The organism is Leptolyngbya sp. FACHB-1624, assembly GCF_047649235.1.
In the GTDB taxonomy this organism is placed as follows: Bacteria; Cyanobacteriota; Cyanobacteriia; order Leptolyngbyales; family Leptolyngbyaceae; genus Leptolyngbya; species Leptolyngbya boryana.
Genome location: NZ_CP180258.1, coordinates 2,886,738 through 2,913,446, shown reverse-complemented (window position 1 = coordinate 2,913,446; position 26,709 = coordinate 2,886,738). Strand labels below are relative to the sequence as shown.

36 protein-coding genes are annotated in these 26,709 nt (G+C 46.4%); 26 read left to right on the top strand and 10 right to left on the bottom strand.

Features of this window, described 5'->3' with window-relative positions; all coding sequences use genetic code 11:
• Positions 1-57: 57 nt before the first annotated feature.
• A complete protein-coding gene (locus tag ACMUEV_RS13565) occupies positions 58-222 on the bottom strand; it encodes a hypothetical protein (protein ID WP_348251627.1) in 165 nt (54 codons plus the stop codon).
• Complete coding sequence (locus ACMUEV_RS13560; protein ID WP_190648056.1) at positions 215-478, bottom strand: hypothetical protein; 264 nt, start codon at positions 476-478, stop codon at positions 215-217. Before ACMUEV_RS13560 ends, ACMUEV_RS13565 begins: the two co-directional genes overlap by 8 nt.
• Positions 479-982: 504 nt before the next feature.
• Between ACMUEV_RS13560 and ACMUEV_RS13555 the strand changes: the two genes are divergently transcribed.
• The 8 genes from ACMUEV_RS13555 to ACMUEV_RS13520 all read left to right on the top strand — a co-directional run bounded on the left by ACMUEV_RS13555 (position 983) and on the right by ACMUEV_RS13520 (position 6,164).
• Positions 983-1,237 carry a helix-turn-helix domain-containing protein gene (locus ACMUEV_RS13555; protein WP_017288588.1) on the top strand — a complete coding sequence of 85 codons (255 nt, stop codon included), beginning with the start codon at positions 983-985 and terminating at the stop codon, positions 1,235-1,237.
• Positions 1,238-1,395: 158 nt separating this feature from the next.
• Positions 1,396-1,689 carry a hypothetical protein gene (locus tag ACMUEV_RS13550; RefSeq protein ID WP_415354707.1) on the top strand — a complete coding sequence of 98 codons (294 nt, stop codon included), beginning with the start codon at positions 1,396-1,398 and terminating at the stop codon, positions 1,687-1,689.
• Positions 1,690-1,889: 200 nt separating this feature from the next.
• Positions 1,890-2,585 (top strand): hypothetical protein, encoded by a 696-nt coding sequence (locus tag ACMUEV_RS13545; protein WP_190648756.1) that lies wholly within the window; start codon positions 1,890-1,892, stop codon positions 2,583-2,585.
• A 113-nt stretch (positions 2,586-2,698) separates the two neighbouring features.
• Positions 2,699-3,193: a hypothetical protein gene (locus tag ACMUEV_RS13540; protein ID WP_190648759.1), complete on the top strand. Its 495-nt coding sequence runs from the start codon at positions 2,699-2,701 to the stop codon at positions 3,191-3,193.
• A complete protein-coding gene (locus ACMUEV_RS13535) occupies positions 3,190-3,624 on the top strand; it encodes a hypothetical protein (RefSeq protein ID WP_190648762.1) in 435 nt (144 codons plus the stop codon). The genes ACMUEV_RS13540 and ACMUEV_RS13535 overlap by 4 nt, the downstream gene beginning before the upstream one ends.
• Positions 3,625-3,834: 210 nt before the next feature.
• Positions 3,835-4,524, top strand: a complete 690-nt coding sequence (locus ACMUEV_RS13530) for a hypothetical protein (RefSeq protein WP_190648765.1) — start codon at positions 3,835-3,837, stop codon at positions 4,522-4,524.
• The gene (locus ACMUEV_RS13525; RefSeq protein ID WP_190648767.1) at positions 4,521-5,687 is read left to right on the top strand and encodes a pentapeptide repeat-containing protein; all 1,167 of its coding nucleotides are present in this window, start codon (positions 4,521-4,523) and stop codon (positions 5,685-5,687) included. The genes ACMUEV_RS13530 and ACMUEV_RS13525 overlap by 4 nt, the downstream gene beginning before the upstream one ends.
• A 198-nt stretch (positions 5,688-5,885) precedes the next feature.
• A complete protein-coding gene (locus tag ACMUEV_RS13520) occupies positions 5,886-6,164 on the top strand; it encodes a hypothetical protein (RefSeq protein ID WP_242044277.1) in 279 nt (92 codons plus the stop codon).
• A 64-nt stretch (positions 6,165-6,228) separates the two neighbouring features.
• Here the strand turns inward: ACMUEV_RS13520 and ACMUEV_RS13515 are convergent, their stop codons facing one another.
• On the bottom strand, positions 6,229-6,684 hold the full coding sequence (locus tag ACMUEV_RS13515; protein WP_190648770.1) for a hypothetical protein: 456 nt from the start codon (positions 6,682-6,684) through the stop codon (positions 6,229-6,231).
• 170 nt (positions 6,685-6,854) lie between these two features.
• Here ACMUEV_RS13515 and ACMUEV_RS13510 point away from each other — a divergent pair, with 170 nt between their 5' ends.
• From ACMUEV_RS13510 to ACMUEV_RS13500, 3 genes are all read left to right on the top strand, one after another.
• Entirely contained in the window at positions 6,855-7,160 is a 306-nt protein-coding gene (locus tag ACMUEV_RS13510; RefSeq protein ID WP_199329319.1) for a hypothetical protein, read from the top strand.
• Positions 7,161-7,232: 72 nt separating this feature from the next.
• Positions 7,233-8,228, top strand: a complete 996-nt coding sequence (locus tag ACMUEV_RS13505) for a pentapeptide repeat-containing protein (protein WP_190648773.1) — start codon at positions 7,233-7,235, stop codon at positions 8,226-8,228.
• 6 nt (positions 8,229-8,234) lie between these two features.
• Entirely contained in the window at positions 8,235-8,555 is a 321-nt protein-coding gene (locus tag ACMUEV_RS13500; RefSeq protein ID WP_190648776.1) for a hypothetical protein, read from the top strand.
• 78 nt (positions 8,556-8,633) lie between these two features.
• Here ACMUEV_RS13500 and ACMUEV_RS13495 read toward each other — a convergent pair whose 3' ends face one another.
• Complete coding sequence (locus tag ACMUEV_RS13495) at positions 8,634-8,816, bottom strand: DUF4278 domain-containing protein (RefSeq protein ID WP_190648779.1); 183 nt, start codon at positions 8,814-8,816, stop codon at positions 8,634-8,636.
• A 110-nt stretch (positions 8,817-8,926) separates the two neighbouring features.
• Here ACMUEV_RS13495 and ACMUEV_RS13490 point away from each other — a divergent pair, with 110 nt between their 5' ends.
• From ACMUEV_RS13490 to ACMUEV_RS13450, 9 genes are all read left to right on the top strand, one after another.
• Positions 8,927-9,343, top strand: coding sequence for a hypothetical protein (locus ACMUEV_RS13490; protein ID WP_190648782.1), 417 nt, complete (start codon positions 8,927-8,929; stop codon positions 9,341-9,343).
• Between the two features lie 193 nt (positions 9,344-9,536).
• On the top strand, positions 9,537-10,124 hold the full coding sequence (locus tag ACMUEV_RS13485; RefSeq protein WP_190648785.1) for a hypothetical protein: 588 nt from the start codon (positions 9,537-9,539) through the stop codon (positions 10,122-10,124).
• A gap of 29 nt (positions 10,125-10,153) precedes the next feature.
• Entirely contained in the window at positions 10,154-10,930 is a 777-nt protein-coding gene (locus ACMUEV_RS13480; RefSeq protein WP_190648788.1) for a hypothetical protein, read from the top strand.
• Between the two features lie 11 nt (positions 10,931-10,941).
• Positions 10,942-11,118 (top strand): hypothetical protein, encoded by a 177-nt coding sequence (locus ACMUEV_RS13475; protein ID WP_348251655.1) that lies wholly within the window; start codon positions 10,942-10,944, stop codon positions 11,116-11,118.
• A gap of 109 nt (positions 11,119-11,227) precedes the next feature.
• On the top strand, positions 11,228-11,833 hold the full coding sequence (locus ACMUEV_RS13470) for a PEP-CTERM sorting domain-containing protein (RefSeq protein ID WP_190648794.1): 606 nt from the start codon (positions 11,228-11,230) through the stop codon (positions 11,831-11,833).
• Between the two features lie 58 nt (positions 11,834-11,891).
• On the top strand, positions 11,892-12,461 hold the full coding sequence (locus ACMUEV_RS13465) for a metal-dependent hydrolase (protein ID WP_242044278.1): 570 nt from the start codon (positions 11,892-11,894) through the stop codon (positions 12,459-12,461).
• Positions 12,458-12,913, top strand: a complete 456-nt coding sequence (locus ACMUEV_RS13460) for a hypothetical protein (RefSeq protein ID WP_242044279.1) — start codon at positions 12,458-12,460, stop codon at positions 12,911-12,913. Before ACMUEV_RS13465 ends, ACMUEV_RS13460 begins: the two co-directional genes overlap by 4 nt.
• 282 nt (positions 12,914-13,195) lie before the next feature.
• Positions 13,196-13,573: a hypothetical protein gene (locus ACMUEV_RS13455; protein WP_190648797.1), complete on the top strand. Its 378-nt coding sequence runs from the start codon at positions 13,196-13,198 to the stop codon at positions 13,571-13,573.
• A 1,498-nt stretch (positions 13,574-15,071) separates the two neighbouring features.
• A complete protein-coding gene (locus ACMUEV_RS13450) occupies positions 15,072-16,106 on the top strand; it encodes a hypothetical protein (RefSeq protein ID WP_415354774.1) in 1,035 nt (344 codons plus the stop codon).
• A 15-nt stretch (positions 16,107-16,121) separates the two neighbouring features.
• Here ACMUEV_RS13450 and ACMUEV_RS13445 read toward each other — a convergent pair whose 3' ends face one another.
• Positions 16,122-18,194, bottom strand: coding sequence for a beta strand repeat-containing protein (locus ACMUEV_RS13445; protein ID WP_190647585.1), 2,073 nt, complete (start codon positions 18,192-18,194; stop codon positions 16,122-16,124).
• A gap of 287 nt (positions 18,195-18,481) precedes the next feature.
• Here ACMUEV_RS13445 and ACMUEV_RS13440 point away from each other — a divergent pair, with 287 nt between their 5' ends.
• Together ACMUEV_RS13440 and ACMUEV_RS13435 are read left to right on the top strand one after the other, a co-directional pair.
• Positions 18,482-18,841, top strand: a complete 360-nt coding sequence (locus ACMUEV_RS13440) for a transposase (protein WP_190647583.1) — start codon at positions 18,482-18,484, stop codon at positions 18,839-18,841.
• 25 nt (positions 18,842-18,866) lie between these two features.
• Complete coding sequence (locus ACMUEV_RS13435; RefSeq protein WP_190647581.1) at positions 18,867-19,433, top strand: IS630 family transposase; 567 nt, start codon at positions 18,867-18,869, stop codon at positions 19,431-19,433.
• On the opposite strand, the gene ilvD is transcribed toward ACMUEV_RS13435, so the two are convergent.
• Positions 19,422-21,116: a dihydroxy-acid dehydratase gene (ilvD, locus tag ACMUEV_RS13430; RefSeq protein ID WP_190647579.1), complete on the bottom strand. Its 1,695-nt coding sequence runs from the start codon at positions 21,114-21,116 to the stop codon at positions 19,422-19,424. The genes ACMUEV_RS13435 and ilvD overlap by 12 nt on opposite strands.
• A gap of 103 nt (positions 21,117-21,219) precedes the next feature.
• Here ilvD and ACMUEV_RS13425 point away from each other — a divergent pair, with 103 nt between their 5' ends.
• From ACMUEV_RS13425 to ACMUEV_RS13415, 3 genes are all read left to right on the top strand, one after another.
• Positions 21,220-22,125 (top strand): LysR family transcriptional regulator, encoded by a 906-nt coding sequence (locus tag ACMUEV_RS13425; RefSeq protein WP_190647577.1) that lies wholly within the window; start codon positions 21,220-21,222, stop codon positions 22,123-22,125.
• Between the two features lie 278 nt (positions 22,126-22,403).
• Complete coding sequence (locus ACMUEV_RS13420) at positions 22,404-23,276, top strand: transposase family protein (RefSeq protein WP_190647575.1); 873 nt, start codon at positions 22,404-22,406, stop codon at positions 23,274-23,276.
• Positions 23,277-23,494: 218 nt separating this feature from the next.
• Complete coding sequence (locus ACMUEV_RS13415; RefSeq protein WP_086371011.1) at positions 23,495-23,881, top strand: hypothetical protein; 387 nt, start codon at positions 23,495-23,497, stop codon at positions 23,879-23,881.
• Positions 23,882-23,937: 56 nt separating this feature from the next.
• Here the strand turns inward: ACMUEV_RS13415 and ACMUEV_RS13410 are convergent, their stop codons facing one another.
• The 4 genes from ACMUEV_RS13410 to ACMUEV_RS13395 all read right to left on the bottom strand — a co-directional run bounded on the left by ACMUEV_RS13410 (position 23,938) and on the right by ACMUEV_RS13395 (position 25,709).
• Positions 23,938-24,108, bottom strand: a complete 171-nt coding sequence (locus ACMUEV_RS13410) for a hypothetical protein (RefSeq protein WP_154660832.1) — start codon at positions 24,106-24,108, stop codon at positions 23,938-23,940.
• 349 nt (positions 24,109-24,457) lie between these two features.
• On the bottom strand, positions 24,458-24,676 hold the full coding sequence (locus ACMUEV_RS13405; RefSeq protein ID WP_190647573.1) for a hypothetical protein: 219 nt from the start codon (positions 24,674-24,676) through the stop codon (positions 24,458-24,460).
• 210 nt (positions 24,677-24,886) lie between these two features.
• Entirely contained in the window at positions 24,887-25,186 is a 300-nt protein-coding gene (locus tag ACMUEV_RS13400; protein ID WP_190647571.1) for a hypothetical protein, read from the bottom strand.
• An 88-nt stretch (positions 25,187-25,274) separates the two neighbouring features.
• A complete protein-coding gene (locus ACMUEV_RS13395; protein ID WP_017288620.1) occupies positions 25,275-25,709 on the bottom strand; it encodes a hypothetical protein in 435 nt (144 codons plus the stop codon).
• A 125-nt stretch (positions 25,710-25,834) separates the two neighbouring features.
• On the opposite strand from ACMUEV_RS13395, the gene ACMUEV_RS13390 reads away from it, so the two are divergent.
• A complete protein-coding gene (locus ACMUEV_RS13390; RefSeq protein WP_242044227.1) occupies positions 25,835-26,560 on the top strand; it encodes a hypothetical protein in 726 nt (241 codons plus the stop codon).
• The last annotated feature ends 149 nt before the right edge of the window (positions 26,561-26,709 follow it).

Here is a 26,709-nt window from a genome sequence, read left to right as displayed (position 1 = left end):
CTTGAAAACCCGAATAAGGTTCTCTTAATTCACAATTCTTAATTGAGAGAGCTGAAATCAACACCCACGGTTTCTAAGCTTCTCTTCCAGCCACTCCCGCAACAGTACAACTTTATTCTTGCCTTCTCTCGCTGCATAAATCGAGAAACGACGATGCAGAGATTCAGGCAAATCCGCAGTGAAGCGGATCATTTTTTCTTTTGTAGGCTCTGTTTCACTCATCTGGAGATCGTCCACACTGGCAAGTTCTCGTACCGCTCCAGGACTGACCGCAATCTGGACAAGCGTTCTCTAGCTTTTCTTCATGCCACCATTTTTCAGGTTGGCTCAGCCCAGTGAGACGATATAGCCAAGCATCATCATTCTGTCGATACCATATTGCTTCGATCGTTCCTCCTTGCTGAATCGGAACCACCCAAGCCGGATCGCCAAAATCAAACTTGTGATCTGGAAATAGAGGTCGGGTCGGTCGCGGCATGGGTACTTTTATTACGGGCTGAAGGGGTAGTTCCTGGCTCAATCGTCTTTTCATGCATTTTTTGTCTTAAAAGTCTTTCAAAGACAGGCAGACATGGACAGGCTTCACAGGTTGGGTGAGAACCAGGTCGATCGCATCCACATACGGGCGACCAATCTTCTAAAACCCTGTGAACGGCTGAGCGATATCGGGCTGCGGTTTCCTGTAGAAGAGAAGCAAGTCTCAATTGGAACTCCAGATTAGAATAGAGGAAATTTGCTGGCGAACAAAGTGGCGATAAAATCCTGAAGGCTATACGCCTGCAAGATTGAATAGGGCTAACATGACCTTAGTTACTTTCTCATCAGGATTATATTATTAGATAATATATTATAAGAAAATACAATTCTAGATTCTTCGATCTTGTAATTTGTTACAGGTTCAAGTAAAAGATTGTTGAATCTGAATACGGTTGGTGTATCAGACAATTACTTATGACTCACATATGAAGCAGGTCTATTGGCAATGAAGTTCGCGAATGCTTTTAGGGATACAATGTTTCGGTTTAAACTGACCGGACTTGAAATTGCTGAGAAAACTGGTTTAACTACTACACAAATTAGCCACTTTCGCAATGGAATTAAGAATCCAAGAATAGACAGCGTAGAGAAGATTCTTGAGGTGTTCACCCAAGAGCAGCGCGAATATATGCTAAATCTGGTCGCTAAAGCCTACAAGGATGAAACCATTGCTTCTGAAGCTGCAAAGGAAGAAGAGTAGGTTTAGCTTCAATTCACGATCAAGCCGAATCTCGTCCCTTGTCATCGGCAGGGGATTTTTTATTGTGCAATCGTCACCTTCCCCTTTCCGTGATTATAAAAAAGTATAATAGATTATATTTTTATATAATCTATTCGTTCTAAATGGAAACTCATCACATGAAGACTTCTCAAGAGGTTTCGGTGAAATTGACGATCGAAGATATTCGCTATGCCCGTCATATTGATCTTGCCGCTCTGACTGGGTTTGGAGCGAGTGATTTTGCGGCATGGACGAAATCGAGAGGGCTATCAGAACGAAGCTTAAACGTGCTTGCTGAACAGCTAGGAATGGAGAAAACAGACCTGCTCAAAGGGCTGGAATTAAGAAGACAGGATGCTGCACTCGCAAGAAAGGTGCAGGAACGAATCAAGCAACTCATTGCAACTGAGCCTGAGAAAGCAGCTTCTTAATCTCTCAAGCGTTTGACCTTCAGAAAGTAAACGCCCTACCTGTTTGGAGCAGATAGGGCACAAGTAACTTGTTTTCTAAATTATGAATACTCAATCTTCGCCTACTCACCCGGCATCTATCCAGAGTGAGAAATCTTCACTATCTGTAGTAAATCACACACAGCCTTCATTCAGTTCGATTACGATTTCAGAGGTGCAAGATGTCTAAACATTATCCTCTGACTGCTGAACTGGCTCAAACGCTTCGTGCTGCCAAATTAACTGCCGCAGAATGGCGACTCTGGATCTATTTAGTGACGATCGATCCCTTTGGTGAGCATTACCAAGACCTCGATCTACTAACCATACTGACCGAGTGCAATCTTTCTAAGCCAACGTTCTATAGAGCGATCGCACGACTTCAAGAACTAGGACTATTCGATACTCAACCTGCCAAGATTGCGTTCCGCAACTTAGTCGGAGCTAGAAAACTTTTGACAGAAAATAGTCTCAAAAATGAGACAGAAGTTTCAGAAATGAGAAAGTTGTCTCAAAAACGAGACTCCAGTATCAAAAATGAGAAAGTCGTCTCAAATTTGAGAAAGTTGTCTCAAAAGCGAGAAAATGAAGCGCTAGAACCCGCACCAGATATAGATTCTGGATCGCCTCATATAGATCAGAAAGATCAAACTGATCCATTTCTCTCTCAGATCCCAGAAGCAGAGAGAGAGAAGTTTGAAAAGTTTTGTAAGAAGAAAATAGAAGAATTACCAAAGCGTCCAACTTTACCGAACCGATGGATCGAAGCCCACCTCAAAACGTTGTGGGAGCAGTTCCAAATCGAGCGTTCCACCACGCCTGTGCCCGATATTGACTGTCAGTACATTCGCTCCAAAACGAGTACCTTGCTGCCCTAAATGATGAGGGGTTGGGTTGGATCGGGTTATGCAGCGATCAGGCTGAGAAACGGAAGCGCAGATCGTTCTATGAATGGGCGCAGCAACAAGGCTTGTATTAGGGAGGATTCATCATGTCAGACCTCCCTCAATTTCCCAGAGAACCGATTTCTTCTCCAGAGCAACAGCACGATCGTCAAATGTGGCGACCGGAATGGACTTGTTTTTGCTGTGAAGACAGTGGATTCATTGCAAGTAGTTTGATGCCCTTGATCGTCCCGGATTACAAACCAAATGAGGATAAGTTACCGCTTTGCCAAAACTGCTCAGCTGGAAACTGGGTACAGGGATCATCGCCAGGAGTTTCGGGAACGATTGATTGGCGGTTTAAACGCGAGATCTGTATCGAACTTGATCGCATTAATCGGGAGCAGTGGCGCATTACGTTACGGAACCAGTTTGAGGCGAGACGGCAGGCTTTAGCGAAAATTCAGGACTTGACTCAGCAAATGAATTTGAGGAAGCGCGATCGCACTTGGCAAGAGACTCAGAAAGCTGAACAAGATCATCAGCAAGTGATTCTAGAGCCGGATGTCGATCAAGCTGAGAAATCAGAGGGAGCGGTATGAATTATCGTCTTTCTTCTGTCTGCGAATCACCTGCGGAATATGAATCACAGCCTGATCAGAAGTCGGTTGAACTCGCTGGACATCAGCGTGATTCAACTCGATTGCAACTGAATCTCTTTGATCAGGAGAAGTCGGAATCGTCCCCAAATGGACACGCTACAAAAAGAGTGCTGGGGGGTGAGGATGACACTACGGGAAAAAGACCCCCCAGCACACATTCTTGTGGGTGGATCGAGTTTCATACCGTGCGACGTAAGCGAAAGAATGGGGATATCTGGGAGACGAAACAGGCTTGGTTGCACTGGGAAGAGAAGGGACAGAAGCGATCTCGGTATATTCCCAAGGCGAAGTATGCGGATGTGGAAAATTCGGTTTATGGGATGCGATCGCCGATTCGGGAGACGTTGAGATTGTTGGAGAAGGGAACGTAAGTAAAGTGACATCGTTCACTTTGTATGGTGACAACAAGCATGTTTGGTGAACTATCCAGCGAACTGTTCGGTTGCTTAAAATGATACTGGTCGCGCCGCTTATTGCCTAAAAGCAGAGTGATAAGTGGAACTTCTTCAGTGTCAGAAATCATGACTCAGATACCCACCTCTCGCGTTGAACCAGCCAATCGCTTTCCAGACTGTGTTTTCATGAAATTACATAACGAACCTCTTGATGAAAAAAGACGTTCACCGTTAGTAACAATTTTTACTCAATATCAAAGTGGCAATCGTAGAAAAGTTGACCTCAAACTTACAATTCGGTTTGGTAGGCACGAAATAAAAACGCCTAAATTAGGCAGTAGTGTTCAGTTTGGCTTACGAGGCGGTGAGCTTAAGTTGAAGCTTGAAAATGGCGAAATCCCGCTGGAAACGATGGGACTGAAATCTGAGTTTGCGACTGAAATTGAGATAGAAACCGGGCGGGAGACTGGGCGGGAAATCGAAGCGCATCTTGCAATGTCAGGAGGGCTGAAAGACAAAGGAACTAGCAAACAGAGTGACAAGGTGAAGCGCAAAGTTTATCAGTGTCGCACCAGAGGAGATGAAACGAATCCAATTTGGGTATTCGAGGCAAAAACTGGAGAGCAAGGTATTCTCGAAGGTCAACTAACACAGGAGCGATTAGGAATAGTCGAGATAGCCGATGAGATTTGTTATGTAAAAGCAACATTTCAAATTAGAATGCAGTCCGACCTATACTTAATCGAATCAGGTGGCCTTCTGGGCGCGAGTAATTTAAGCCGTAACAAGTCAGCGTTTATTGAAAGGGCTTTCTTCCAACAGTTTGTTGAAAGAAAACTACAGCCACACTTAAGTCAAGTGGAGATGCAACTATGAACGGACAAGAGTTCGAGATTGAGGAACGAGAGTTTCAAGAATTTCAAAAGTTCGTTCGACAAGTTGAACAAGCGGATACTGATAACTTCTGTGAGTTAGCAAAACTTTTTGGTCGAAATCTGAAAACAGACTTTATTGGAGCGGACTTAAGTGGAACTAACTTGAGATATGCTGACCTCAGAGGTATTAATTTTAGTGGCACCAACTTGAGTGGTGCAAATCTCAATGGTGCTACTTTGGAAGGGGCTAATTTTACAGGTGCCAACCTTAGAAGTGCTGGTCTCGTTGAGGCAAATCTCACTGATGCAATTTTCAGTTATGCAGTTCTCATCTGTGCTACTCTTCGGCGCGCTAATCTCAGCAATTCCGCTTTTATTCAAGCTGATCTTAGTGGTATGGACCTTGGTAGTGCTGATCTGAGTAATGCTAGATTAACCTGTGCTGATCTCACTTGCGCCAATCTAAAAGGGGCAAATTTCATGCACACCGATTTAGCAGGCGCAGATCTTAGTGGTGCTAGTCTTGGTGAAGCTAAACTCGTTAATGTAAATCTTCAAGATGCAAATCTTAGAAGAGCAGACCTCCGTGGTGTTAATCTCACATCTGCAAATCTAAGTGGTGCAAACTTGAAAGACGTAACCATAGATGAGAAAACAAGTATGCATCCTAAGTGGTATCTGGTTCATCAACTGGTCAATAACAACAATGAAGTAGGTAGGAAGCTTCTCACGCAATATCAAGGTAGATTGAGAACTGGAGCAATACTACGACAAGGCAGAAATAATAACACTCCACGCAGATTGGATTTAAGTGGAGCAAATTTGAGCGGAGTGAATCTTAGTCAAACCATCTTAGAAAGAGCAGATCTAACTGGGGTAAATCTGAGCGGAGCGGATATTAGTGCAGCAACTCTCAAAGATGCAATTCTCAAAAACGCAATTCTCAAAAATGTGAATCTCAAAAATGCAATCCTAGAAAATGCGATTCTTGAAGATGTAGATTTCACAGACGTAGATTTGAGAGATGCGATCGTTGAATCCGCTCAACTTGGTGAAGGGCTAGGACTTTCCGAAGATGAAAAGCGTGACTTACAGCGACGAGGCGCAATTTTTAACGACTCTTTGGGAGATCGTAAATCAGCTTTATCGCCGATGAGAAGGTGAATTATCTATCCCTTTCACCCAGAATTATGTCTGAGATTCTGCCTTAATTCACACGCGAAGAACTGAAAGATTGGCAGCAACGATTAGAGGAAGTCGATCAACACATCTTTTACCATTGTCGAGCCTGAAAACATTTTCAGAAGAGGCACTCTACTGAAGATTTATGGTATGAATGTGACCATTTCCCCGGAGTACTCGATGCAAACTTCTAATTCTCCCTCGTCTGTCCCTTCCAAAAGCATGGTTCAGAGCAAGACAATTTGGGGCGCGGTGCTGACTGCGATCGCATCTATTGCTCCTCTCATTGCCAAAAGCATTACGGCTTATCAGAACACGGGCAAAACTGATCTGAATGATATCGCGCAAATGGTTGTCATACTAGCAACTACAGCATTAACCATTATTGGGCGAATTGATGCCAGTGCTGTGGTTTACACACCCGATGGAATGCCAGGAGCCAATAAGCCCAAAAATTAAGTGACGTTCGAGATGCTTACTTTAAAGGCTTCAAAAATGTCGTTAGAGAAACTAATCTTCAATATCAAGGAAATTTCAAAGGCTGTTGAACTCCTCCGACGATTGGGGATGCTCTCCAGCCCAATTTTTTTGGTTGATCACAGTATCCGATCATGGCAGACCATCGAGATGGAAACTCCGAGTCAAGAAATTGAATATGCACAGTCCCCCAGTAGTAGGTTTTTTGCCCATTGCGCCCCTCACGATAAGTCTCACACCGAACGTTTGAGGTCGATTGGCTCCAGTAGCCGGAGTAGTTTCTTCGATCTTGAAGCTGCCCTGCCAATCCGTCAATGAATAGTGCCCCTTGGACAGCATCACCATACGTCAAGATCGCAGTTTTTCCTCGATCAGCCTGATAGACCACTCTGCCATAGTCACTGTCCCAGACTTCATCAGATCTCGCAGGTGAAGCAATTCCTGCTGTCGCCAGTAAGATTGCAGCATGGAGTAATACCCGTTGACCCGAAATTTTGATCATTTGAGATATTGTTGAAAGGATTTTGAGAACTCAGGAAAATATTAACTCAACCCCTTCAAGACTTTGCATTTTAGAACAACTTTCAAAACCGGAAATCCGGCAGTATGGGTGCAAAAGGATTAAGCATGTTGCTTGCTTGTAGTTTCCAGATGATGAGGGAAAACATTTCTATGTTCGAGATTCTCAAGCACTATCGAACTGGTATGGCAGCCTACGATCGCTGTCATCCTCCAAAAATTCGATCTCAGTGGTCAGCATTCACAGCAGAACTGAAAGAATTCATCGCTGAGCCGAGTTTAGACGAAGCCTCAGATGTATTGCACTCCTTTGGTCGGCTGGTTTGGAAGATGACAGGAATTCCACTTCAATGGTTGGCTTATCCGACCGTGAGGAAGCATGGAGAGCGATTCGTGAAGACGGGGTGTATTCGCAGCAGGCGGAATTGTGAGGGGCGATGTTGCGACAGAGATTATTAATTAACCACAGAGAATTCTGAAATACTCAAGGAATTGGCTGTATCAGTTGAGTATTGAGTCTCCATTTCAACGATGACGCAACCAACGCCCCCAGAATCGACGAATAATAATTCAGAAAAAAAGCTAGAGTTACAAAAAAATACAAGTCCTTCATTGCCTTCAGCCGCAAAGTCTCGTTATGAGAAAAAGAGATCGCCGCTTCACAGATTTTGGAACTGGGCAGGCTTTAAGGAAAAAAAGCTGTGGGATGTGTTGCAATTGTTGATTGTGCCGACTGCTTTAGCGATCGGTGCGTTCTATTTGCAGGAAACGTCGAAACAGAGAGATTTGGAGATTGCCCAGGCGAATCGGGAAAAGGATCAGCAGATTGCAGACGATCGAGCGAAACAAGAGACGCTGAATCGGTATTTTGACCAGATTTCGACGTTGTTATTTGATCGGGGGCTACGGACTGCGAACGCAGATGATGAATCTCGAATTGTTGCACAGGCACGAACGTTAACAGCTTTGAGAGAACTGGATGGAGAGCGACAAGGACAACTAATCAAGTTTCTACATAAAGCGAAACTTCTTCAAGCGAAAAAGCCAGTCCTCGATCTTAGACAAACGAATTTAAGAGAAGCAAATCTGAGTGGAAGCAACTTATCTGAAATCGATTTAGCTGGGGTTGACCTAGTTGGGATCAACCTATCTGATCTAAATTTACCTGATACGGATTCAATTTTGTCAGCCGAGCGCAAGATGGGGAATAAGGAGCCGTCTAGAGTGATGATTTTTCGGTCTTATGAGAATCTTGCAAGATTGGAAAAGACAAATTTAGATGGAGCAAATTTGAGCGGAACAGACTTACGTGCAGCAAATTTAAGAAGAGTTAATCTTAGTAGAACAGACCTTAGTAAAGCAGATCTTAGTATGGCGGATCTCAGAGATACAAATCTAAGTTTCGCTAACTTGAAGGACGCAATTATGTTTGAGCCAATTCTAGATGGGACGCTGCTCTGCAATACCATAATGCCCGATGGTACAAAGAGCGATCGCGATTGTGACAAACTCAAACCTAAGAAATGAGCTTTGATGACTGCTGACCCTAGCACAATTAGCAATCCCAACGATATGAGCGAAACCGAATTTCATCCCTGCCCCATCTGTTCAACTTCAGTACCACATTGGGCGCGATACCCAAAATCAGTCTGCCACAACTGTTTCGATAAAGCCTGTGACGATCAAGGGCGAAAGTTGGGCTTCTATAACGTCTCATTCAGCGGTGGATTCAAAGCAGTAGTCGAGGAAACAGACGAGGAGAATGAAAACCACATCTGCTACATCGAAGGCGTAAAGTGCTGGGCAGATGAGCACCGGTTTGGTGGAATTGTGATCCAGCCCTTTGAAAGTTGAAAACCATCACGCTACTGCTGAGGAACGCGATCGCGGGTAAAGTGAGGGTGCGATCGCGCTCCTGATAGTTTCAAAGCACTAGCAAGCAAAGTAAACTGATCCCCGATAGGTCAAGATCTGACATTGTGATGTTGCACGCTGAGGAGCCGCAGAATTTGGCTGATATTTGACTCCTCGGTAAATAAGGGTCGGGTTGGAGGGAGCCACTTGAGCGCTGGTGGAGTTGGAGTTGTAAGAGCAGCCACGATATTTCAATTGCATGATAGATCTCCTTGGGGGTAAGTAGAGGAATGAAAGAGAGCAAAACTCAGAGGGTGTTATCGCTCTCTTGATTACTTCCACGATGAAGTTCTGAAATTTATGCAGCCAGTTTGGAAATCTGCGCGATCGCTGCTCGTTTGTCGATCGCTTCCCACCCATCGGGCACTTTGACAGCAGCAGTTTTGTACTATCTCATGCTGTCGATATACGAACAAACGAAACAGGGACGAGGAACGCGATCGCGCATTCTGGCAATTCTCAATGAGACAGATGGACTTACCCGCAACGAATTAGTTAAGAGATCGAGACTGACCTATGAACAGGTGAGGCGACAGACCCGAAACTTACACATTGCCGGAGTGATTGAGTCTCGATTAGTTGAGGGAGAGCGACGATACTATCTGAAAAAGCCTTCTGCGTCGCCTGTATTGGTTGGATTTCTTCTGCTCGCATGGTTGCCAATTTTGTATTCAACGATCGAGGTAGAGCCTATTAAGATATCTCCCTATGATCAGCGGGATTCCTAATTGGGATTGAGAATTAACTGTAAATAATTACAGTGAGAAAGATTGAACCGAACCAATTCAATTGTGGAACATTCCGGTTTCCGGTCTTCATCAAGTCTTTACGATCGTTGATCGGAATTCCGGTAGAGTCTCGGACACGAAATTTTTTGCGAGACTCACATAATATGCACAGTTGATTCAAATGTTTTCCGCTATGACTGACCAGAATTCCGCCACTGCTAACCAGAATTCCACCACTGAGATGCAGTACCGACCGGACGAATTTCAACGAGAATTTGATATCAAATCTGCTCAGTATTACGAGCGATTAAAGTTTCTCGGCATCAAAGCTCACAAGGATGAAAAAGGAAAGGCTTACCTCGACCAATCGCAATTTGATCGAATGAAGCGACTCGATCAACACATTCGAGAAACCGGAGAGATGGACGGATTTATTGATAGTGAAGGCGGAGAACTTGCACCTGTAAATCCTGCTAACCTCGCCGCAGTGGAAGGTGGTGATTTAGCAGAACCGATCCCCGCAGTAGAAGAACCGACTATCGAGAATGGTTTGGGCAAGCAAATCTTTCGAGCAGCCGCTGAATTGAAGGCTTCCGAATTGGCAATGATTCCGCAAGTCGTTCGAGAAGTCGCGAACCGGATGACCAAGGACGATCTACCTGAAGACCTTAAAGCGCAAGTCGAACGTACCGAGGAGGCAACTCGCCCAAATTTTCATCCAAGCGCGATCGCGGACAAGTTAATGGAACAACTGCGCCAGAGCCGACAAACAGCAGCGTAAATCAAGAAGCTCTCAATAAGGTGTGTGCTGTGGTCGAATCCGGTCACAGCATTCTTGTCATTGGAGAAACGGGATCAGGAGTCGATGATCTCGCTGTTTCCGTTCGAGATCGTTTCGAGGGTGAATTCACCTGCGCGACTGAAACCTACAAGGGCACGACGAAAACCTTCTTCAAGTCGCTGGCTGAACAGGTTGGATGTCCGACTGAAATCGAAGTCGGCGAGGGCAAATTCAAGCCGATGAGCGTTGATGAGATGAAGGACGAAATTCTCTCAAATGCTTCTGATGATTGGTTGTTCATCCTGCCTGAAGCGAAACGACTTCCGGCGAGTATTCGGTACTGGTTGGAAGATGCGATCGCATCCGGCGTAAGAGTCGTTGCATTCAGTCCGATCAATCCTGGTCGTGATATGTTTCTGCGGATGTTGGAAGTCGAGCTAGAACTGCCATCAGACGCTCATATCCGCAATGTGATGACATCGGAGGCACAGAGACTCGGATTGCAGATTGATCAGTCGCGAATCGCAGAATTACAGCCACTTGCGGGACGAAACCCGATGATTGCGCGGAAAGTGATTCAGCGCGAAAAGTTGGGCATGAAGCAAGACAAAGTAGAACACACCCAAGGAATTGTAATCATGCCGATTCTGGTTGCTGCACTGTTCTCGTTTGCAGTAGTGCGCTTTGTGGGTTTGGGAACTAACAATAAAGGGCTTTACATCACAGGTGGCGTTTGTTTGACCGTGGGAATGGCGTTGAAACAGTTGGGTAGAGTGTCGGGAACGAGAAGGAAGTTAGGGCAGTGAGAACGTTGGATATGTTGCTGAAGAAGTTTGATGAGTACGGGTTTGAGGATTTTGCGGTCTTTGCCGATTCTGTTGTCGTGCTGTTTGCGAATAGCGATCAATGGGAGGAATTACCGGATTTGTTTAGGGCTAAGATTCTTGAGCTTTTGGGACGGCAGCTTGAGAATGTACAGCAACGCGAAGGATGACCGTCAGGACTTTTGAACCTCACGGTTCCTTATTTACAAATTAATTCTTTGCATTACCCAAGACTGATTCGCAGACCTACAATTTAGTCATCGTATCGATGGCTTGATCATGCGTACTTTTTCGACTGTTCTTGCGACGATCGGTTGGATTGGACTCAGCAGCATTTCCAGTCCGCTCAATGCGACGATCGTGAGTAACTTTGAAATAACAGTTGATCGATCTTTTGATTCCGATCGACTGCCGCCAGTCGGAACAAAGGGTTTCGGAACTTTGACGTTCGATGAATCCCAAATTCAGTACAACGAGAATAACTTTTTCGATCCCTATGCACGACCACCGTTTGGCTACTATGCTCAGAGACCAACTAGCCTCTCTCTTGATTTCTTCAACCGTCGCTACACACAAGTGAACGACTCCTCGATTGGTCGTTCTACTACTTACTTTTCATTCAACCGAACCGATACAGGAAGCTATCAACTCAAGGGTTTTCTGGTTGGCACGAGTGATGAAAGTTCATCGCTTGCCATATCGAGTAATGGCTTTGCCGCTGCATTTAATAATGCTGGTCTCGCTTACGGCACGGTGCAATTGACGAGTTCTGAGGTAATCCCGGAACCTAGCGTGATCGCAGGAGTTCCAGTTGCCTTGATGTTTGGCTGGCTTTCCTATCGGAAATTAAAACGTAAACGTTCTAAGACGATCTCTCTCAAATAGGACTGTACTAGAAACAGCGAGGGCAATCTAGAAGCAAGTTTCAGAACTCTTGCGCCTTATGATGTCCGTGACTCATGCCGCGATCGCAACCGCAGGCACTTCCCTAATTCTCGGAACCGCTGAACCCTTAGCACTCTTCCTATCGCTAATCGGGTCACAGCTTCCAGACCTGGACACATCCACAAGTTATATCGGGCAAATCTTCTTTCCTGTAAGTCGATGGTTTGAGGCAAGATTCCCGCATCGAACGATCACGCACAGCCTGTTAGCAACCGGATTCCTTTGCGCGATCGCACTTCCGATCGGTTACTTCACAAACAATCTTCTCATCTGGCTATCCCTGCCACTCGGACACCTGCTAACCTGCATTTCCGACTGCTTTACGGTGAAAGGGGTGCAATGGTTTTATCCGGTTCCGGCTTGGTGCTGGAGCGTTTCAAATCCAAAGCGGCGAATTACAACGGGTGGAACGGGTGAGTATTGGGTATTAGCGATCGCGCTTTTCTTACTCGTTCTAGGGTTGCACATTGGCAGCAGTGGCGGACTCTCTCAGCAGGTTACAACGGCATTAGGCATGAGTGATGGTATAACAAGAAGTCAGCGACGAATCATGTTTGGGTGGATGTGAAGGGGATTTGGGCAAGCGATCGCACTCGCGCTGATGGGAAATACTTCGTCGTTGCTAATGAAGGCGATTCGTTCATCGTGGCGGATGGCAAGGGCGGATTTCTCAAAACGGGTCAGCAGATTTTGACTGAGCGGATTACTGCGACGATCGGAAATCCTGCTACAACTCAGTTACAAACGATCTCATTTATGGATGAGGAGATCGTGCCGAAACTTCAGGAGGTTGCAGCATCACAGCCCAACGCTTTGATTTTGCTTGGTGGCTCGATCGTGGTGGATATGCCTGAGAATGTGAGGATTGCGATCGATGCGAATCGATTACAAACAGCGAAACTGGTAGATAAGACGGTAACGATGACATTTCACCCGATTGAGTCGGCTCTACAGCATTTGGGTGAGCAGTATGTAACGGGGACGTTGATGGTGAAGGTGATTAGTCCGCGACCGCAGTGAAGTTTTGTCCAGAGGGTTGCTAGAGATCTCTGAAACCTGATCAAGCTGCTTTCCTGATCGAGTCATGTTAAGGTGTCTACCTAATCCTTTGATTGGGGATCTTAGACAGATAAAAGTGCCTTCTCTAGTGGAAAAAATACAGAAGATTTCAGGCTAAGATTCCTACAGAGGGGTATTATGCGGAAAAGTTGTTGGGCTAAGTTCCTCAAATTGGGATCTTAGGCGGAATTTTTCAGTCCCAACAATAGTTAGGCGGCGTTAAGTTCTTGGAGAGATCGATGAGTGACATCAAAGCCATTTGAAGTTCCTGACTTAGCTACGTTTTGCCTTCTTGTAGAACAAGCTCGCGTTGGAGTGGGATGGATCGTCTATCCCGATATTGGTCCAGGGTGGATCGGAAGTCACCGAGAGATCAACTTCTATGTTGATTGCATGTTGGTTTCCAAAAATTTGATTATTTCACGTCTCATCAATGTGCTGTGCAAGGGACTAGAGATCCCAGCTACAAGTGCGGACTTGGTCATTTTCGGCGAAGGCGAACTTCGCAAGAATGGAGGCGCAATCGAGGTCGTCTACGATTGGAACAAAGCTTTCCCATACGATAATCCTATAGAAAGCGGTAGTGGTGTATTTACGTTAATAAGTAGATTAACGGAATGATTTGTAAGATAGCGCTTCCCGAAATATCCCCTGTAATTCCCCTTGACAAGCAGGATGGCGAAGCCAGGAGTTTGCACGAAGAGGTTTTAACTTAATTATGTTTACCTACTTAGATATTGACATGAGATAGTAAACATTAATATTGCTGGTGCAATTCTCCTTCTAAAACGGCTCATCCCGAAGCTTCTCAACAGTTCTCAACCCTGGTGAATTCTGACTAGACCAACATCCGGTCTACGACAGAGCGGTCGCCCGGAAGTCACGTTCGGTGCATCAAGGTTTGCTCTTACGGGCATTGGTGATGCATTACGAGAAAGCTTCAGACAAAACGAATTGGGAGTTACCTGTTTGCAACTTGGTTACCTCAATACGGAGGATTCACTCTCTGTCCCATTGGCAGAGGCAGTTCGTCGGGGGGAGGGGAACTAATACCTTTGCATGACGTAGTTAAGGTAGTTAGCGCACTTCTAAATCTATCTGCTGCATTCTATGTCCGTGAGCTATGCTTCCTGCAATTCGGGACGAACGATTTTGAAATCTTTGCGAAGCAAGCCCAAAGTTCGCGATCACCGGACGCAAACGATTTCTGATACGAACAACATACTTCAAAGTTCTGGTGCATTGCAGTTGTCCTCCTTATGACTGGACTCTTCATCAAGGGCACACTACTCAAAGTGATTGCCCTCATTCTCAATGAATCGACTGTTAATATTTACAGTGAGTTTGCTCCTAACAAGTTGTACTGCCCAGGCGCAGAATTCAACTCCGAGTCCGACTCCCACCATTATCCCAACTCCCACAGCTTCCTCAGTTTCTAACGCCAGAGCGAAGCGCTTCACCCTAGAACTCAGCTTATCCGCGCCGGAAGATTTGAAAGTCCGAGAAGGTGACATCGTTGTAATGGGTCAAGTATTAAGCGATCGCACTCGTGAGCGCCAACGATTAGAAGCGCAGAAAGCTCAAGTCTTGATCCAACTCGATCGACTCAAACAAGCCCCAATCAAACCCCTCGCACCCAAAGCCGCATCAGGAATTGCCAATCTTCCAACCCCCTCATTTATCGAAGAAGAAGCAGAAATTGATCGTAAACAAGTCGCCCTTCAGCAAGTTGAGCAGGACTGGAACCGACAACAGCGCAAAATCGATTTACTGCAAGGCTTCAATCCAAGTGATCTTCCCCCTAGCACTCTGCCCCACGAACAAGAGAAACTGCGGCAACGAGAGCGCGATGTGAAACAAGCCAAAGCAGAATTAGAACTCTCAAGAGCAAAGCTCGATCGCGCCAAGGAAAACTATCAATATCGGCAGTACGAGCATTCACTAGAAATCAGTAAGCGCAGCATCGACCTTGAACGCCAGCAGCAAGAATATCAGCGACAGTTACAAGAACATGAACAGCAAGAGCGCGATCGCGTTTTCCAACTTGCTCAAGTGAATGTGCAACTTCAAAACTTAGAAACACAACTTACCAACCTATCGATCGTCAAGAGTGCCTACAATGCCAAAGTTCAACGGGTTAAATGGAAAGGTCAGAATAATCAAATTCTCACTGTTGAACTTACTCTTATTGTGGGCGATCTGCGAAACACCCCTCGCTCAAAGCAAGCCAGTTCCGGCGACTCAGACGAATCAAAGCCAGAAACGCCCCCCTTCCAATCCTCAAATTCTCAAAGATGAATCAGAGCCGGAAGAGTCGAGCGAGGAAAAGACCGAAGATCCCGACGCACTCAAAGCCGACGAGAACCCCCTTAATCCGGCTGGAGACTCGCTTGATCGCTTAATCCAAATCCGCATCAATGATGACCTCTGGAAAGGAATGCTCGGTGATTTGCCCTGCTTGGATATGTCGGATGCCTGCATCCAGCAATTGCAGCAAAAAGAGATCGAGACTTCCCCCGAACTAAAAGCGATCGATGAACGGGTGAAGGTCATCGAACAGAAAGTCGATGAGGCAAAGCGCAATAACATCAAAACGGTTCAACTTGGTGTGTTTGAACCCTTGGTGCAGTCCTGGATCAAAGTCGAAGATGTTCCTACTGTTCCAGGTCAGCCAGCGAGAAAGAAAGGCATTCTCAATCGCATCGGGGATTTGTTCTTCGGTAATACGCTCAATTCAGTGAATGAGATTCTGCCCCTGGTAGGTGTGCCCTTATTCAGGAATGCGACAGGTGGCGATGCTGCTGCTCAAAGTCGAGCGATCGCGATCGGAGATTTACAGGTCAAACTTGCCGAAATTCAAAATAAACGGGGTGAGATTGCGGCGAAGTTACGTGAGAATGTCATCCTTCAAGTTCTCGACTTTGATCAAACCCGTCGAGAGTTTCAAATCTCTCAAGAAATCGCTCGTAGGCAGGCTTTGCAGCACAAATTAATTGAGCTGGACTACAGATTAGGAAACGGCGAAACAACGCAGTTCTTAGGCAATCTCAGCGCACTGGACAAACAAAAAGCCCAGACTTTTCGAGAATGGGCAAGACTGCGATCGCAAATGATGCGAATTAAACTGATCGTTCTAGGAGCGGGCGAGAATTAGCATCTTGTTCACGTTTTACTGAATCACGACATTATTCCCAGAACCACCGTCGAGCACGTCGCTCCCAGGACCACCGAGAAGAACATCATCCCCAGGACCACCGAGAAGAACATCGTTGCCATCACCACCATTAAGAATGTCGTCGCCATCGCCGCCATCTGCTGTCAGCCCAATCACAGCAGGAAGAGAACTGGCTTCGACGACATCATTACCAGCGAGTGCATTAATCGTCAGTTTGTCATTGTTACTCTCTGCTCCTACGATCGCGATATTCGATGCTAATCCAATAACATTAACGGCATTGCCAGATGCAGCCAACACTACGACATCATCAGCGTTCGTGCCATTGATAATGATCGAATCTTGTGCCCCGTCTCCTGCCCCTAAATTGAGATCAACTTGACTCAGATCGGTGCCTGCTAGGTTGTTGATCGTGATGGTATCTGCCCCGCCCAAGGCATTGAGTTCCAACCGTTCTACATCATCAAAATCCATCGTCACGTTGGCAACATCACGGAACAACCGAACTCGACCCCCATTTGCAGATACGTCAAACGTCTCAGCAACGTTTGCACCGTTGAAGCGTAGGGTGTCGCTGCCTGCTTGCCCTTCGACTACATCGTTGTCATCCCCTGGGTTCCAGATGAAGGTATCGTTGCCCGCTCCCATAAATGCCGTATCCGTGCCATCTCCGCCGTTGATAAGATCATTGCCCGCACTGCCAAAGAACGTATCGTTGCCAAGTCCGCCATTGAGGGCTAGTTGCATTAAGTTCGCTGCTAAGCCACTGGCGTTGATGGTATCGTCTCCGGCTAAGCCATTCAGAGTGAGGGTGTCTGTTGTTTCAGCGCCAACGATCGTGATATTGGCAGCTAAACCTGCGATCGCAATCCCGCTGCTCGATGAACTTGCCGTAATCGTATCATTTCCATTCGTCCCGCTAATTGCGATCGTATCGACTTGACTATCACCCGTGCCATTGTTTGCCAGATTCAGGGCAATTTGACTCAGATCGGTTCCAGTCAAATTATTTACCGTGATGGAGTCAGCACCACCGAGCGCATTTAGGTCGAGCCGTTCTACATCATCGAAATCCATAACAATGTTGCCAAGGTCACGGAAAAAGCGAACTCGCCCCCCATTTGCAGAAGCATCGAACACTTCATTACCATTGGAGCCATTGAAGCGTAGAGTATCACTGCCCGCTTGCCCTTCCACGACATCACTGCCATCGCCAGGGTCCCAAATGAAGAGGTCATCGCCAGCACCCAGAAAAGCAATGTCGTTACCACCATTGCCATCGACGATATCATTCCCGTCACCGCCAAAGAAAGTCTCTACACCTGCTCCGCCAAGCATAGTATCATCGCCTGCTCCAGCATCGACGGTGAATTGCACCACTGACGCAGGAAGGGTAGAGCGAATCGTGTCATTTCCTCCGAAGGTGTTGATCGCTAACGAATCCGTTGCTTCCGACCCTTTGACATTGATGATTGCAGACAATCCGCTGATGGAATAACTACCAGTGCCTGTCCCCGTAACATCAATCGTTTCTGCGTTATTCGTTCCATTCACAATCAGACGATCAAGTGCTCCATCTCCGTGGCTAACACTGCCTTCTAAATTGAAGTTAATCGTGCGGAGTGCGGTTGTAGCTAGAGGATTAACCGTAACGGTATCTGCTCCACCCAAAGGATTGAGATCGAGTTGCTCAATGCCGTCCAAGTCTACTGCACTGTTGCCAAGGTTGCGGGTGAGGCGAACTCGATTAGAATTGGCAGAAACATCGAACTGTTCAGCGTCAGCACTTCCTGTAAATCGCAGAACATCGCTGCCAGATCCTCCAAAGAGCCGAGTCGCAGGCAATGCACCGAGGGTTGTATCTAAGGTAATCGTATCGTTGCCGCCGAAGCCCAATACATCAATCTGTTGGGTACGCGAAGCAGAGGGGCGAGATCCGAAAATGGAGACGGCTCCATCATTGATTAAGAGCGCGCCCGCCGCATCTCGACTCACCTTAATGGTGTTATCGAGGTTGTCGCCCAAAATTGCCAGGTACCCGCCCGCAGAAAAAGCGAAAATTGCCATAATATTTCTGGGAAAAATAGATTGGATAGAACTGAAAAACGAGCACTCCAGAAGGTGAAGTGCTGTAAGCAAAGTACACGGTGCGATCCTGGATTTTATGCAAGGAGCTGAGGTGCTACAGTCGCCCTATTCCTCAATTTTGCCGTTAAAGAATTGCCAGATTTGTTCAATTGCCCCGATATTCTTTAATTTCAATCGAGGCATTGGACAAAATCTCAATTTACAGCGGTTTCTGATTGGGTCTGCCACAGAATGGGCACCTTAGCAGCAGTCATGAGGAATGAGCAATGCCTGCTGCCTACTCGGTCGATTTACGCCAACGCATTCTGGATGCTTACGAGGCGAAAGAAGGAAGTCAACGCCAACTGGCAAAACGGTTCAAGGTCAGCTTGTCGTTTGTGCGAGACTTGATGCGCCACTACCGAGAGCAGAAGACGGTGCACCCTAAACCGCATGGGGGTGGAGCCGTCGCAAAAATCGGTGTGAAGGAGCAAGCCCTGATTGCCGACTGGTTGAAACAGCAACCTGACCTTGTGTTGTGGGAATTGTGTGAGCGACTCGAACAAGAATGTGCTGTTCAAGTCGGCATCTCGACGATGTGGCGAGTGCGGGAGCAGATGAACCTGAGCGTCAAAAAAAACATTTAGGGCAACTGAAGCCGAAACAAAGCGAGTGCAAGCGCTACGTTTTGCATTCCGACATTGGAGCTTCAGCATTGACCTTCGCAATCTGGTCTTTGTCGATGAAGCAGGCATTCATTTGGGCATGACCCAAATGAATGGTCGTGCTGCGAAGGGAGAGCGAGTGCATGATGTCCGTCCACGCAATGTTGGACAAAACATCTCGTTGATTGGTGCCATTGGACTAGAAGGACTCATTGCGACAATGACGATTCTGGGTAGTGTCAATACCGAGGTCTTTGTCGTCTACTTGCTCGAAGTGTTGATCCCGCAACTTTGGGTCGGAGCAATTGTGGTCATGGATAATCTTCCTGTGCATCATGCTCAACGAGTTCGGCAAGCGATTGAATCTGCTGGCGCACAACTTGTCTTCCTGCCACCTTATTCTCCAGACTTATCTCCGATTGAGTTGTGTTGGTCGAAACTCAAGCAGTTACTACGCTCTGCTAAAGCCCGATCTTTGGAAGCTCTCAATCAAGCTTTGACTGAGATTGTGACTGAAAAAATCTCGGAGGAGGATGCAATCGCTTGGTTCGCTCATTGTGGCTTATTCATTTAGAAACCGCTGTAAGTCAGTTACAGCTCCTAAACTGCTGGTCGAAACCAATTTTGCATATTTTGCGAGTACGCCTCGCTGATAGTGGGGTGTAGGCGGTTGCCAAGTTGCGCGACGCTGTTCAAGTTCTGCGTTTGGAACATTAAGATGCAGCAATTGAGCATGAGCATCGATCGTAATTTCATCTCCTTCTTGCACCAGCGCGATCGCGCCTCCGACGAAGGCTTCAGGCGCAACATGACCAACCACCATGCCATAGGTTCCGCCAGAAAAGCGTCCATCCGTAATCAGCCCCACCGAGTCGCCTAACCCTGCACCAATCAGTGCCGAAGTCGGAGCTAACATTTCTCGCATACCGGGTCCTCCTTTCGGTCCTTCATAGCGAATGACGAGAACATCACCTGCGTTGATTTTGCCTGTGAGAATCGCCTCTAAACAGGCTTCCTCTGAGTCAAATACGCGAGCAGGTCCAGTCAGTTTAGGATTTTTGACCCCTGTGATTTTTGCCACGGCTCCTTCGAGAGCTAAATTGCCTTTGAGAATGGCTAGATGTCCAGTCGCATAGAGTGGATGACTCCAAGGACGAATGATCTCTTGGGATGGACGTGGTGATTCAGAAACGTCTTTGAGGCATTGCGCGATCGTGTTTCCTGTAATCGTTAAACAATCGCCATGGATCAAGCCCTGTTTGAGCAACATTTTCATCACTTGAGGAATGCCGCCTGCTTTGTGCAAATCTGTCGCGACATAGCGACCGGATGGCTTGAGGTCACAGAGGACAGGCACTCGTTGACGAATGATTTCAAAATCATCAAGCGTCCAAGGCACACCCGCAGAATGGGCGATCGCTAAGAAGTGCAGCACCGCATTCGTTGAACCACCGATCGCCATCACCACTGAAACTGCGTTTTCAATTGACTTGCGAGTAATAATGTCACGCGGTAAAAGTTGGTTCCGAATGGCTTCGACTAACACTTTCCCAGCAAGTGCTGTGTTCTCAGCTTTTTCAGGGTCAATGTTGGACATGGTAGAGGAATACATTAAACTCATGCCCATCGCTTCAAATGCAGCAGACATCGTATTCGCAGTGTACATTCCACCACAAGAACCTGCACCTGCACAAGCATTGCGCTCGACTGCATACAGCATTGATTCTTCAATTTTTCCAGTGCTGTACTGTCCCACCGCTTCAAATACGCTGACAACTGTTAAATCTTTTCCATCGAGATGTCCAGGTTTGCTCGTGCCACCATAGACAAAAATGGCGGGAATATTCATTCGTGCCATTGCAATCATGGCTCCCGGTATATTCTTATCGCAGCCGCCGATCGCTAATACACCATCCAGGCTTTGAGCATGGCAGACCGTCTCGATTGAATCTGCAATCACATCTCGCGACACGAGCGAATACTTCATTCCCTCTGTTCCCATCGAAATCCCATCACTTACGGTGATCGTGCCAAACATCTGAGGCATTCCGCCTGCTGTACGAATTCCTGATTCTGCTTGAACAGTCAGCGGCGCAATTCCCATATTGCAAGGCGTAATTGTACTCTGAGCACTCGCGACTCCCACGATCGGCTTTGTAAAATCAGTATCCTCGAATCCGACTGCACGGAGCATGGCACGATTCGGCGATCGCGCAATGCCTTGAGTAATCGTTTGGCTTCTCAAATTTTCGGGCATGGTGTTGCTTGCTCTTAATGGATTGTTTCTGGAGTATAAAAAGCGATTTTTGAGATGTCCAATATATGTTTTGATAGATTTAAGACGAGAAACATATCAAAAAATGGAACTGCGACACCTGCGTTACTTTGTGGCGGTTGCGGAAGAACTTCACTTCAATCGCGCTGCCGAGCGTTTACACATCGCTCAACCTCCGTTGAGCCAACAAATCAAGCAGTTAGAAACTGAATTAGGCGTAGCACTGTTTCACCGTCGCACCAAGCGGCAAGTTCAGCTAACCGAGGCAGGGCAAGTTTTGTTGCAGGCGGCTTACCCGATCCTGGCTCAACTGGAACAGGCAATCTATGACACACAACGTGCGGGCAGAGGTGAGACTGGAACTTTAACGATCGGATTTACTAGCTCTGTAGTTTATGATGTTCTGCCGACTATCCTGCATCAGTTTCGACATCACTTCCCACAAGTTGAGCTTGTACTACAAGAATTGACGACGACTCAGCAGGAAGAAGCATTGCACAATCAGCGGATCGACATTGGTTTTTGTCATCCTCCCCTTAAGGACGATCGCTTGCAGTCAGAATCTATTTTGAAAGAATCTTTAGTCGTTGTCTTGCCTGAATCTCACCCATTGGCAACTGAAACAATAATTTCGATGGATTCGCTTGCTGATGAATCTTTTATTCTGTTTCCGCGCCATTTGGGACCCGGTTTGTATGATCAGATTGTGAGCTTCTGCAAGCAAGTGAACTTCAGTCCAAAGGTGATGCAGGAAGCAATCCAAATGCAAACAATTATTGGATTAATTTCAGCAGAAATGGGAGTTGCATTAGTTCCAGCATCGCTACAAAATCTACAACGAGTCGGCGTAGTCTACAAGTCATTACGAGAAACAACACCACAAGTTGAAACGGCTATCGTATGGCGACCAGATAGTACTTCAGGTGTTTTGCGCGAATTTTTGCAGGTTGTTAAATGCTACGTGAATGCAAGAAGTAACAAAATAGCCTGAAACTATTGTTCGTTCTGATGCATTGTGCATGTTCCAGAAATTACCCACATCTATCCTTTTTTCGATTTTTGCGCCGAAATTTCGATTGCTGCTTTTGACCCAATTCGAAGACACTTTCACCTAAAGCAATATCAACTGAGCGCGAAACGCTATCGCGAACAACTACGTCAACGCTTCGAGGATTGGTGAGAAGTTACTATATCTTTAGCAATTGACTTCTATCAATAGACTTGTTGGGAAATAGGTAATAATAGACAAGACCAACAGTATGCCGCCACATGCTGAACCTTGAACGCGCACTGAACCAGGATCGCCTGCTGCGAGCATTAACCGGGCTGAATCGAAACGCTTTTGATGCCTTGCTGCCCAGTTTCGAGCAAGCGTATGAAACCAGTCGAATTGCGGCAAAGCCCGTGCGAAAACGAGCCAGAGGCGGCGGGCGCAAAGCAAGATTACAAAGTATCGAAGCGAAATTGTTCTACATCCTGTTTTACTTCAAATGCTACCCGACGTTTGATTTAGCAGGCATCTTGTTTGACCTTGACCGTTCACAGAAGCATGAATGGATGCACGAATTACAGCCTGTGCTTGAGGCAGCTTTAGGACAGGAGATGGTGTTACCAGAGCGCAAGCTGCGGAGTATTGAAGCATTTCTGGAAATGTTTCCAGGAGTCGAGCGGGTGATGATTGATGGGACAGAGCGCCCAATTCAACGTCCGCAGAATTCAGAAGCTCAGACGCAGAACTACTTTGGCAAAAAGCGCCGACATACTTGCAAGCATCTCGCGGCAGTAGATCAATCCAAGCGAGTGTTAGTGTTGAGCCATGCCCGTGAGGGAAAGCTTCACGATAAACGATTTGAAACCGAAGAAGAGATTGCGTTTCGCATTCCCGACGAGATTCCCATCGAAGTAGACCTGGGCTTTCAAGGCTTGCAATCTGAGTATACGAACATTCGCATTCCACACAAGAAGCCTAGAGGGGGTGAGCTAAGCAAGAAACAGAAGCAAGAAAATCGCAGTTTGAGCCAGTCGCGAGTCGTTTGTGAGAACGCTTTCGCAGGCATCAAGCGTTATGGTGCGGTCAGTGCAATTTATCGCACTTGCTTGCGTCACGCAGTGCTCGGATCAAGGATTTTGATGACCATTTGATGCTGACTGCCGCTGGATTATGGAATTTCTACTTGAAAGCTGCTTGATCTGATGACAGAAAGCTGAAATTGTCGGAGTTTCACTTTGAGGTAAAGTTATTCCCCAACAGGTCTAGAACATTACCGATTCATGTTAGGGAAAGACAACTTTTGTAGCTTCGGTTACAGAAAATATTGTATAGTCATGAATAAAACAAATCACCATTATTCCCTGAGCTTATGATGACTAGCACAATTAATCCAAACGTTTCCCAAACGTTTGCCAAACATCAGGACAACATGATGGCTGCCCTTGCACGCCGTATCGAAGCTGCTCAAGCAGTCAATGATCTCCAATTGATGAAATTATTGGAGCAAGAAAGACAGCAGATTGCACCGACAGCCGCTCCACATCGAGATAGACGATCGCTCTCTTCTAGACTCAAAGCGTTCAAGCAGAGAGTTGCTGAGGTACTTTTCGGTGGCACAGAATTGCAAGTGTACCAATACGAACAAGGCAGCGACCAATGGTGGTACGCCTTTGACCCTCAGACTGGTGAGTGTGTTTATGCAGACTCCGAAGCAGAGCTACGCCTGTGGATTGAGCAGAACTATCAAGGCAGATAAGTGAAGCCATCCATACACTCGATCAAGTGAGTCGGGATGCTGACTTCAGATAGAAATTATTGCTTCGGCAGTAGACCTAGATTTTTGCCAAAAAACCTGTCTAGCCAACGATCGGGCAGTGCCAATGGTAACAACCAATTGCGAATTGGATGAGGAACGATCGCATATACCCACAAGGCGCGGTTTTTATCCTCATAGAAAGAAGTTTCAGTTACGTCTAGTTTCAATCTTGGGTTGAGACAATTCGCGCAATCAACGCTAACAAAATTAGCACAGGTGAGACAGGGAAGTGCGATCGCATTGTGATCCGAGTTAGTCCAAGTCAGTCCTTTTTTAGTCCAGAGTTTTAGTCTTGATTCAGTCTCACGCTTGAAGCATTATATAGAGAGGATTTCAAAACTAGAAGAATATTGGTTATCTGCGTGATGGACAGAGTACCGAGAGCGAAAATCCCTGAAACTCAGCCAAAACAGCGATTTTCCTGATGAAGCCTTTCTACGTAAAAGTTTGAGGGTGGTGCGCTACCACTGCACTAAACCGCTTAAAAATGGCTAAAGCCGTTATAGGGCAATGGGTTTAGGGTGCTGCACTAAATTCGACGTACAAGATCAGAATGTCCCTGTGGAGGACATTTAGCCAGAGATCGCTCCGTTTGAGGAACGGACTTTCTTGTCCTGTAAGGCTTTGAGCATTCCAGCGATCGCCTGATTGAGGAACTAAAACCGATGGGGACTCCCCCCTAACTTTTTCAATTCGATAAAAACGGCGTTTCAGCCCATAGTATTTTCGCGGCAAAATCCTCTCAAACGATTGGCGAGAAAGGATTTAAGCCTATAGTGTTTCGAGGGATAACCCCGCTCATTTTCGAGCAGGATAGCTACATCCTCAGCACTGAGGAGATGGAATGCAACATCTCAACTTATTCCACATGGAATGAGTTTCACAGCCTCAGTATTGAAGAGATGGAGGACGGGAGCCACATACCGGAGCCGTTTACCGGCTCGATCAAGAACGCTCGACGATCGCTATGAGAGAATTGACTTCATGCGGTAACAGCGTGATTTCGCTTCTGAGTTGATTCCGATAGCCTGAAAGTCTTTGCGCCAGAGCGGGATTTTTATCACCAATCAGTTCGACGAGCCGCGCCACTTCTGAGCCATCCAAGCGAAGGTTCCCAGTGCGATTCTGATGGAGCGATCGAAAATCCGTGAGCTTTCTCAACAATGCCGATTTTGCAGTTTTGGCTCGTGCGGCTTCAAGGGCAAGCGATCTCTCTTGCAGAAGAGTTTCGAGGGAAAGATTCATGATGATTAATTCATTTGATCCCTCCTGTTGTGACGTCAAAGAATTCAGTTTTTTGACTGCCTCATGCTTATTGTCCAAAAAAGTCACATTACAGCGCGCGCACGATCTTCGATAGCATCGCCGTTACTTCATCAATTGCGGCTGCACTGTATTTCCCAGATCCCCTATAGTATTTTTGTTCAAATGATTTGCTCAGAATTCGGCTTCTATCCTTACTCAATCGGCATTTGAAGCGAACGGGGAACGGCTCAAAATCAGCTTTGCCACGGAGTCGAGTTGCGATCGTAAAAGGAATTTCTAGATCAATTTTGAACGTCGTTTTCGGATCGAGTTCCAACAGGGTGCAAATGCGCCGCCACTCACGGTAAGCAGGGCTAAGGTGCAAGTTCTTAGCAACTTTCGCCTTACCTTCGGGTGTTTTTGCACCCGTTGAGTGTTGCCACGGCTGCCAGTCGTGAATATTATGCGATTGGCTCGAATGCGGACGATGCTTGATTTTGATGCGATTCTTATTGCGTGGCATCCGTTCAACTCCAAACTATTTTTAATTTATCTAGAACACCCATACTCTATTAGTTTGAACGATTTTTGGCAAAGGGAGAACTAAAATCGAGCGCTATAGTTTGAATAGGAACAATTCTGAAAAATATGGATATCCTAAAGCACCTTGATTCCCTGAAGGATTTGAAGCTTGCCAATGCTTATGCCGACAGCGTGAGCAGATCGATCGACTTAACAGGCGATCCGAGAGTAGGGATTCGTGCCACAAAAGATCCCGGTTTCGGCGCGGCAACGTCTCTCATGATTTGCAAAGGCAATCTTGTTGAAGGATCAAAAGAACTCGCTGGCTATCTCGGAGCAGTTGACGATCGCGTTCGCGAGATGGAAGAGGACTTTTCTAAAGCCTCCGTTCGAGCGCTGACGGTGCAATTGGTGGTCATGGAATCCTTAACCCTGCAACTCACCAATCTTGCTGCGATGAATTTGAAACAGCCTCAAATCGCACAGTCATTGTTTGAACTCGCGTTTAAGGCATCAAATTCATGCCGAAAGCTGATTCTAGCGATCGACACCATCAAAAATCCGAAGAAACCGACGCAATTTATTAAAAATTACGTTGACAAGCAACTCAATCAGTTAGGGGGAATTCATGGCGGGGAGATGGACTCAGGAACGGCGAGAGCGACAACAGCAGATGATGCTGACGCTCAAACCGTGGCTCAAATCAACGGGAGCCAAAACCCAAGCTGGGAAACGTCGAGTCAGTCAGAACCGACTGAAAACCGGGAAGCAATCCCAGTGGTATGTCGAAATCCAGCAAACGATCGCACAAGCCGATCGCGTGGCAAGAGAAATTCTCAGTCGGTTGGATGATCAAACAAGCTGACAATCGATTGCCAATCATTCTTCACACAAAAAATCCCGCCACAAGGACGGGACACCACAAATGGCAATGATCTTTTGTTCAACTTTCCCAAATTTCGCGATTTTTGCGACGCGATCGCGGAAGGTACGATCGTTCT

What these genes read in the sequence shown, in the direction of transcription:
- ACMUEV_RS13565 (WP_348251627.1), bottom strand. Translation starts at nt 222, where the DNA reads ATGAGTGAAACAGAGCCTACAAAAGAAAAAATGATCCGCTTCACTGCG.
- ACMUEV_RS13560 (WP_190648056.1), bottom strand. Translation starts at nt 478, where the DNA reads ATGCCGCGACCGACCCGACCTCTATTTCCAGATCACAAGTTTGATTTT.
- ACMUEV_RS13555 (WP_017288588.1), top strand. Translation starts at nt 983, where the DNA reads ATGAAGTTCGCGAATGCTTTTAGGGATACAATGTTTCGGTTTAAACTG.
- ACMUEV_RS13550 (WP_415354707.1), top strand. Translation starts at nt 1,396, where the DNA reads ATGAAGACTTCTCAAGAGGTTTCGGTGAAATTGACGATCGAAGATATT.
- ACMUEV_RS13545 (WP_190648756.1), top strand. Translation starts at nt 1,890, where the DNA reads ATGTCTAAACATTATCCTCTGACTGCTGAACTGGCTCAAACGCTTCGT.
- ACMUEV_RS13540 (WP_190648759.1), top strand. Translation starts at nt 2,699, where the DNA reads ATGTCAGACCTCCCTCAATTTCCCAGAGAACCGATTTCTTCTCCAGAG.
- ACMUEV_RS13535 (WP_190648762.1), top strand. Translation starts at nt 3,190, where the DNA reads ATGAATTATCGTCTTTCTTCTGTCTGCGAATCACCTGCGGAATATGAA.
- ACMUEV_RS13530 (WP_190648765.1), top strand. Translation starts at nt 3,835, where the DNA reads ATGAAATTACATAACGAACCTCTTGATGAAAAAAGACGTTCACCGTTA.
- ACMUEV_RS13525 (WP_190648767.1), top strand. Translation starts at nt 4,521, where the DNA reads ATGAACGGACAAGAGTTCGAGATTGAGGAACGAGAGTTTCAAGAATTT.
- ACMUEV_RS13520 (WP_242044277.1), top strand. Translation starts at nt 5,886, where the DNA reads ATGCAAACTTCTAATTCTCCCTCGTCTGTCCCTTCCAAAAGCATGGTT.
- ACMUEV_RS13515 (WP_190648770.1), bottom strand. Translation starts at nt 6,684, where the DNA reads ATGATCAAAATTTCGGGTCAACGGGTATTACTCCATGCTGCAATCTTA.
- ACMUEV_RS13510 (WP_199329319.1), top strand. Translation starts at nt 6,855, where the DNA reads ATGTTCGAGATTCTCAAGCACTATCGAACTGGTATGGCAGCCTACGAT.
- ACMUEV_RS13505 (WP_190648773.1), top strand. Translation starts at nt 7,233, where the DNA reads ATGACGCAACCAACGCCCCCAGAATCGACGAATAATAATTCAGAAAAA.
- ACMUEV_RS13500 (WP_190648776.1), top strand. Translation starts at nt 8,235, where the DNA reads ATGACTGCTGACCCTAGCACAATTAGCAATCCCAACGATATGAGCGAA.
- ACMUEV_RS13495 (WP_190648779.1), bottom strand. Translation starts at nt 8,816, where the DNA reads ATGCAATTGAAATATCGTGGCTGCTCTTACAACTCCAACTCCACCAGC.
- ACMUEV_RS13485 (WP_190648785.1), top strand. Translation starts at nt 9,537, where the DNA reads ATGACTGACCAGAATTCCGCCACTGCTAACCAGAATTCCACCACTGAG.
- ACMUEV_RS13475 (WP_348251655.1), top strand. Translation starts at nt 10,942, where the DNA reads ATGTTGCTGAAGAAGTTTGATGAGTACGGGTTTGAGGATTTTGCGGTC.
- ACMUEV_RS13470 (WP_190648794.1), top strand. Translation starts at nt 11,228, where the DNA reads ATGCGTACTTTTTCGACTGTTCTTGCGACGATCGGTTGGATTGGACTC.
- ACMUEV_RS13465 (WP_242044278.1), top strand. Translation starts at nt 11,892, where the DNA reads ATGATGTCCGTGACTCATGCCGCGATCGCAACCGCAGGCACTTCCCTA.
- ACMUEV_RS13450 (WP_415354774.1), top strand. Translation starts at nt 15,072, where the DNA reads ATGCCAAAGTTCAACGGGTTAAATGGAAAGGTCAGAATAATCAAATTC.
- ACMUEV_RS13445 (WP_190647585.1), bottom strand. Translation starts at nt 18,194, where the DNA reads ATGGCAATTTTCGCTTTTTCTGCGGGCGGGTACCTGGCAATTTTGGGC.
- ACMUEV_RS13440 (WP_190647583.1), top strand. Translation starts at nt 18,482, where the DNA reads ATGCCTGCTGCCTACTCGGTCGATTTACGCCAACGCATTCTGGATGCT.
- ilvD (WP_190647579.1), bottom strand. Translation starts at nt 21,116, where the DNA reads ATGCCCGAAAATTTGAGAAGCCAAACGATTACTCAAGGCATTGCGCGA.
- ACMUEV_RS13425 (WP_190647577.1), top strand. Translation starts at nt 21,220, where the DNA reads ATGGAACTGCGACACCTGCGTTACTTTGTGGCGGTTGCGGAAGAACTT.
- ACMUEV_RS13420 (WP_190647575.1), top strand. Translation starts at nt 22,404, where the DNA reads ATGCTGAACCTTGAACGCGCACTGAACCAGGATCGCCTGCTGCGAGCA.
- ACMUEV_RS13415 (WP_086371011.1), top strand. Translation starts at nt 23,495, where the DNA reads ATGATGACTAGCACAATTAATCCAAACGTTTCCCAAACGTTTGCCAAA.
- ACMUEV_RS13400 (WP_190647571.1), bottom strand. Translation starts at nt 25,186, where the DNA reads ATGAATCTTTCCCTCGAAACTCTTCTGCAAGAGAGATCGCTTGCCCTT.
- ACMUEV_RS13395 (WP_017288620.1), bottom strand. Translation starts at nt 25,709, where the DNA reads ATGCCACGCAATAAGAATCGCATCAAAATCAAGCATCGTCCGCATTCG.
- ACMUEV_RS13390 (WP_242044227.1), top strand. Translation starts at nt 25,835, where the DNA reads ATGGATATCCTAAAGCACCTTGATTCCCTGAAGGATTTGAAGCTTGCC.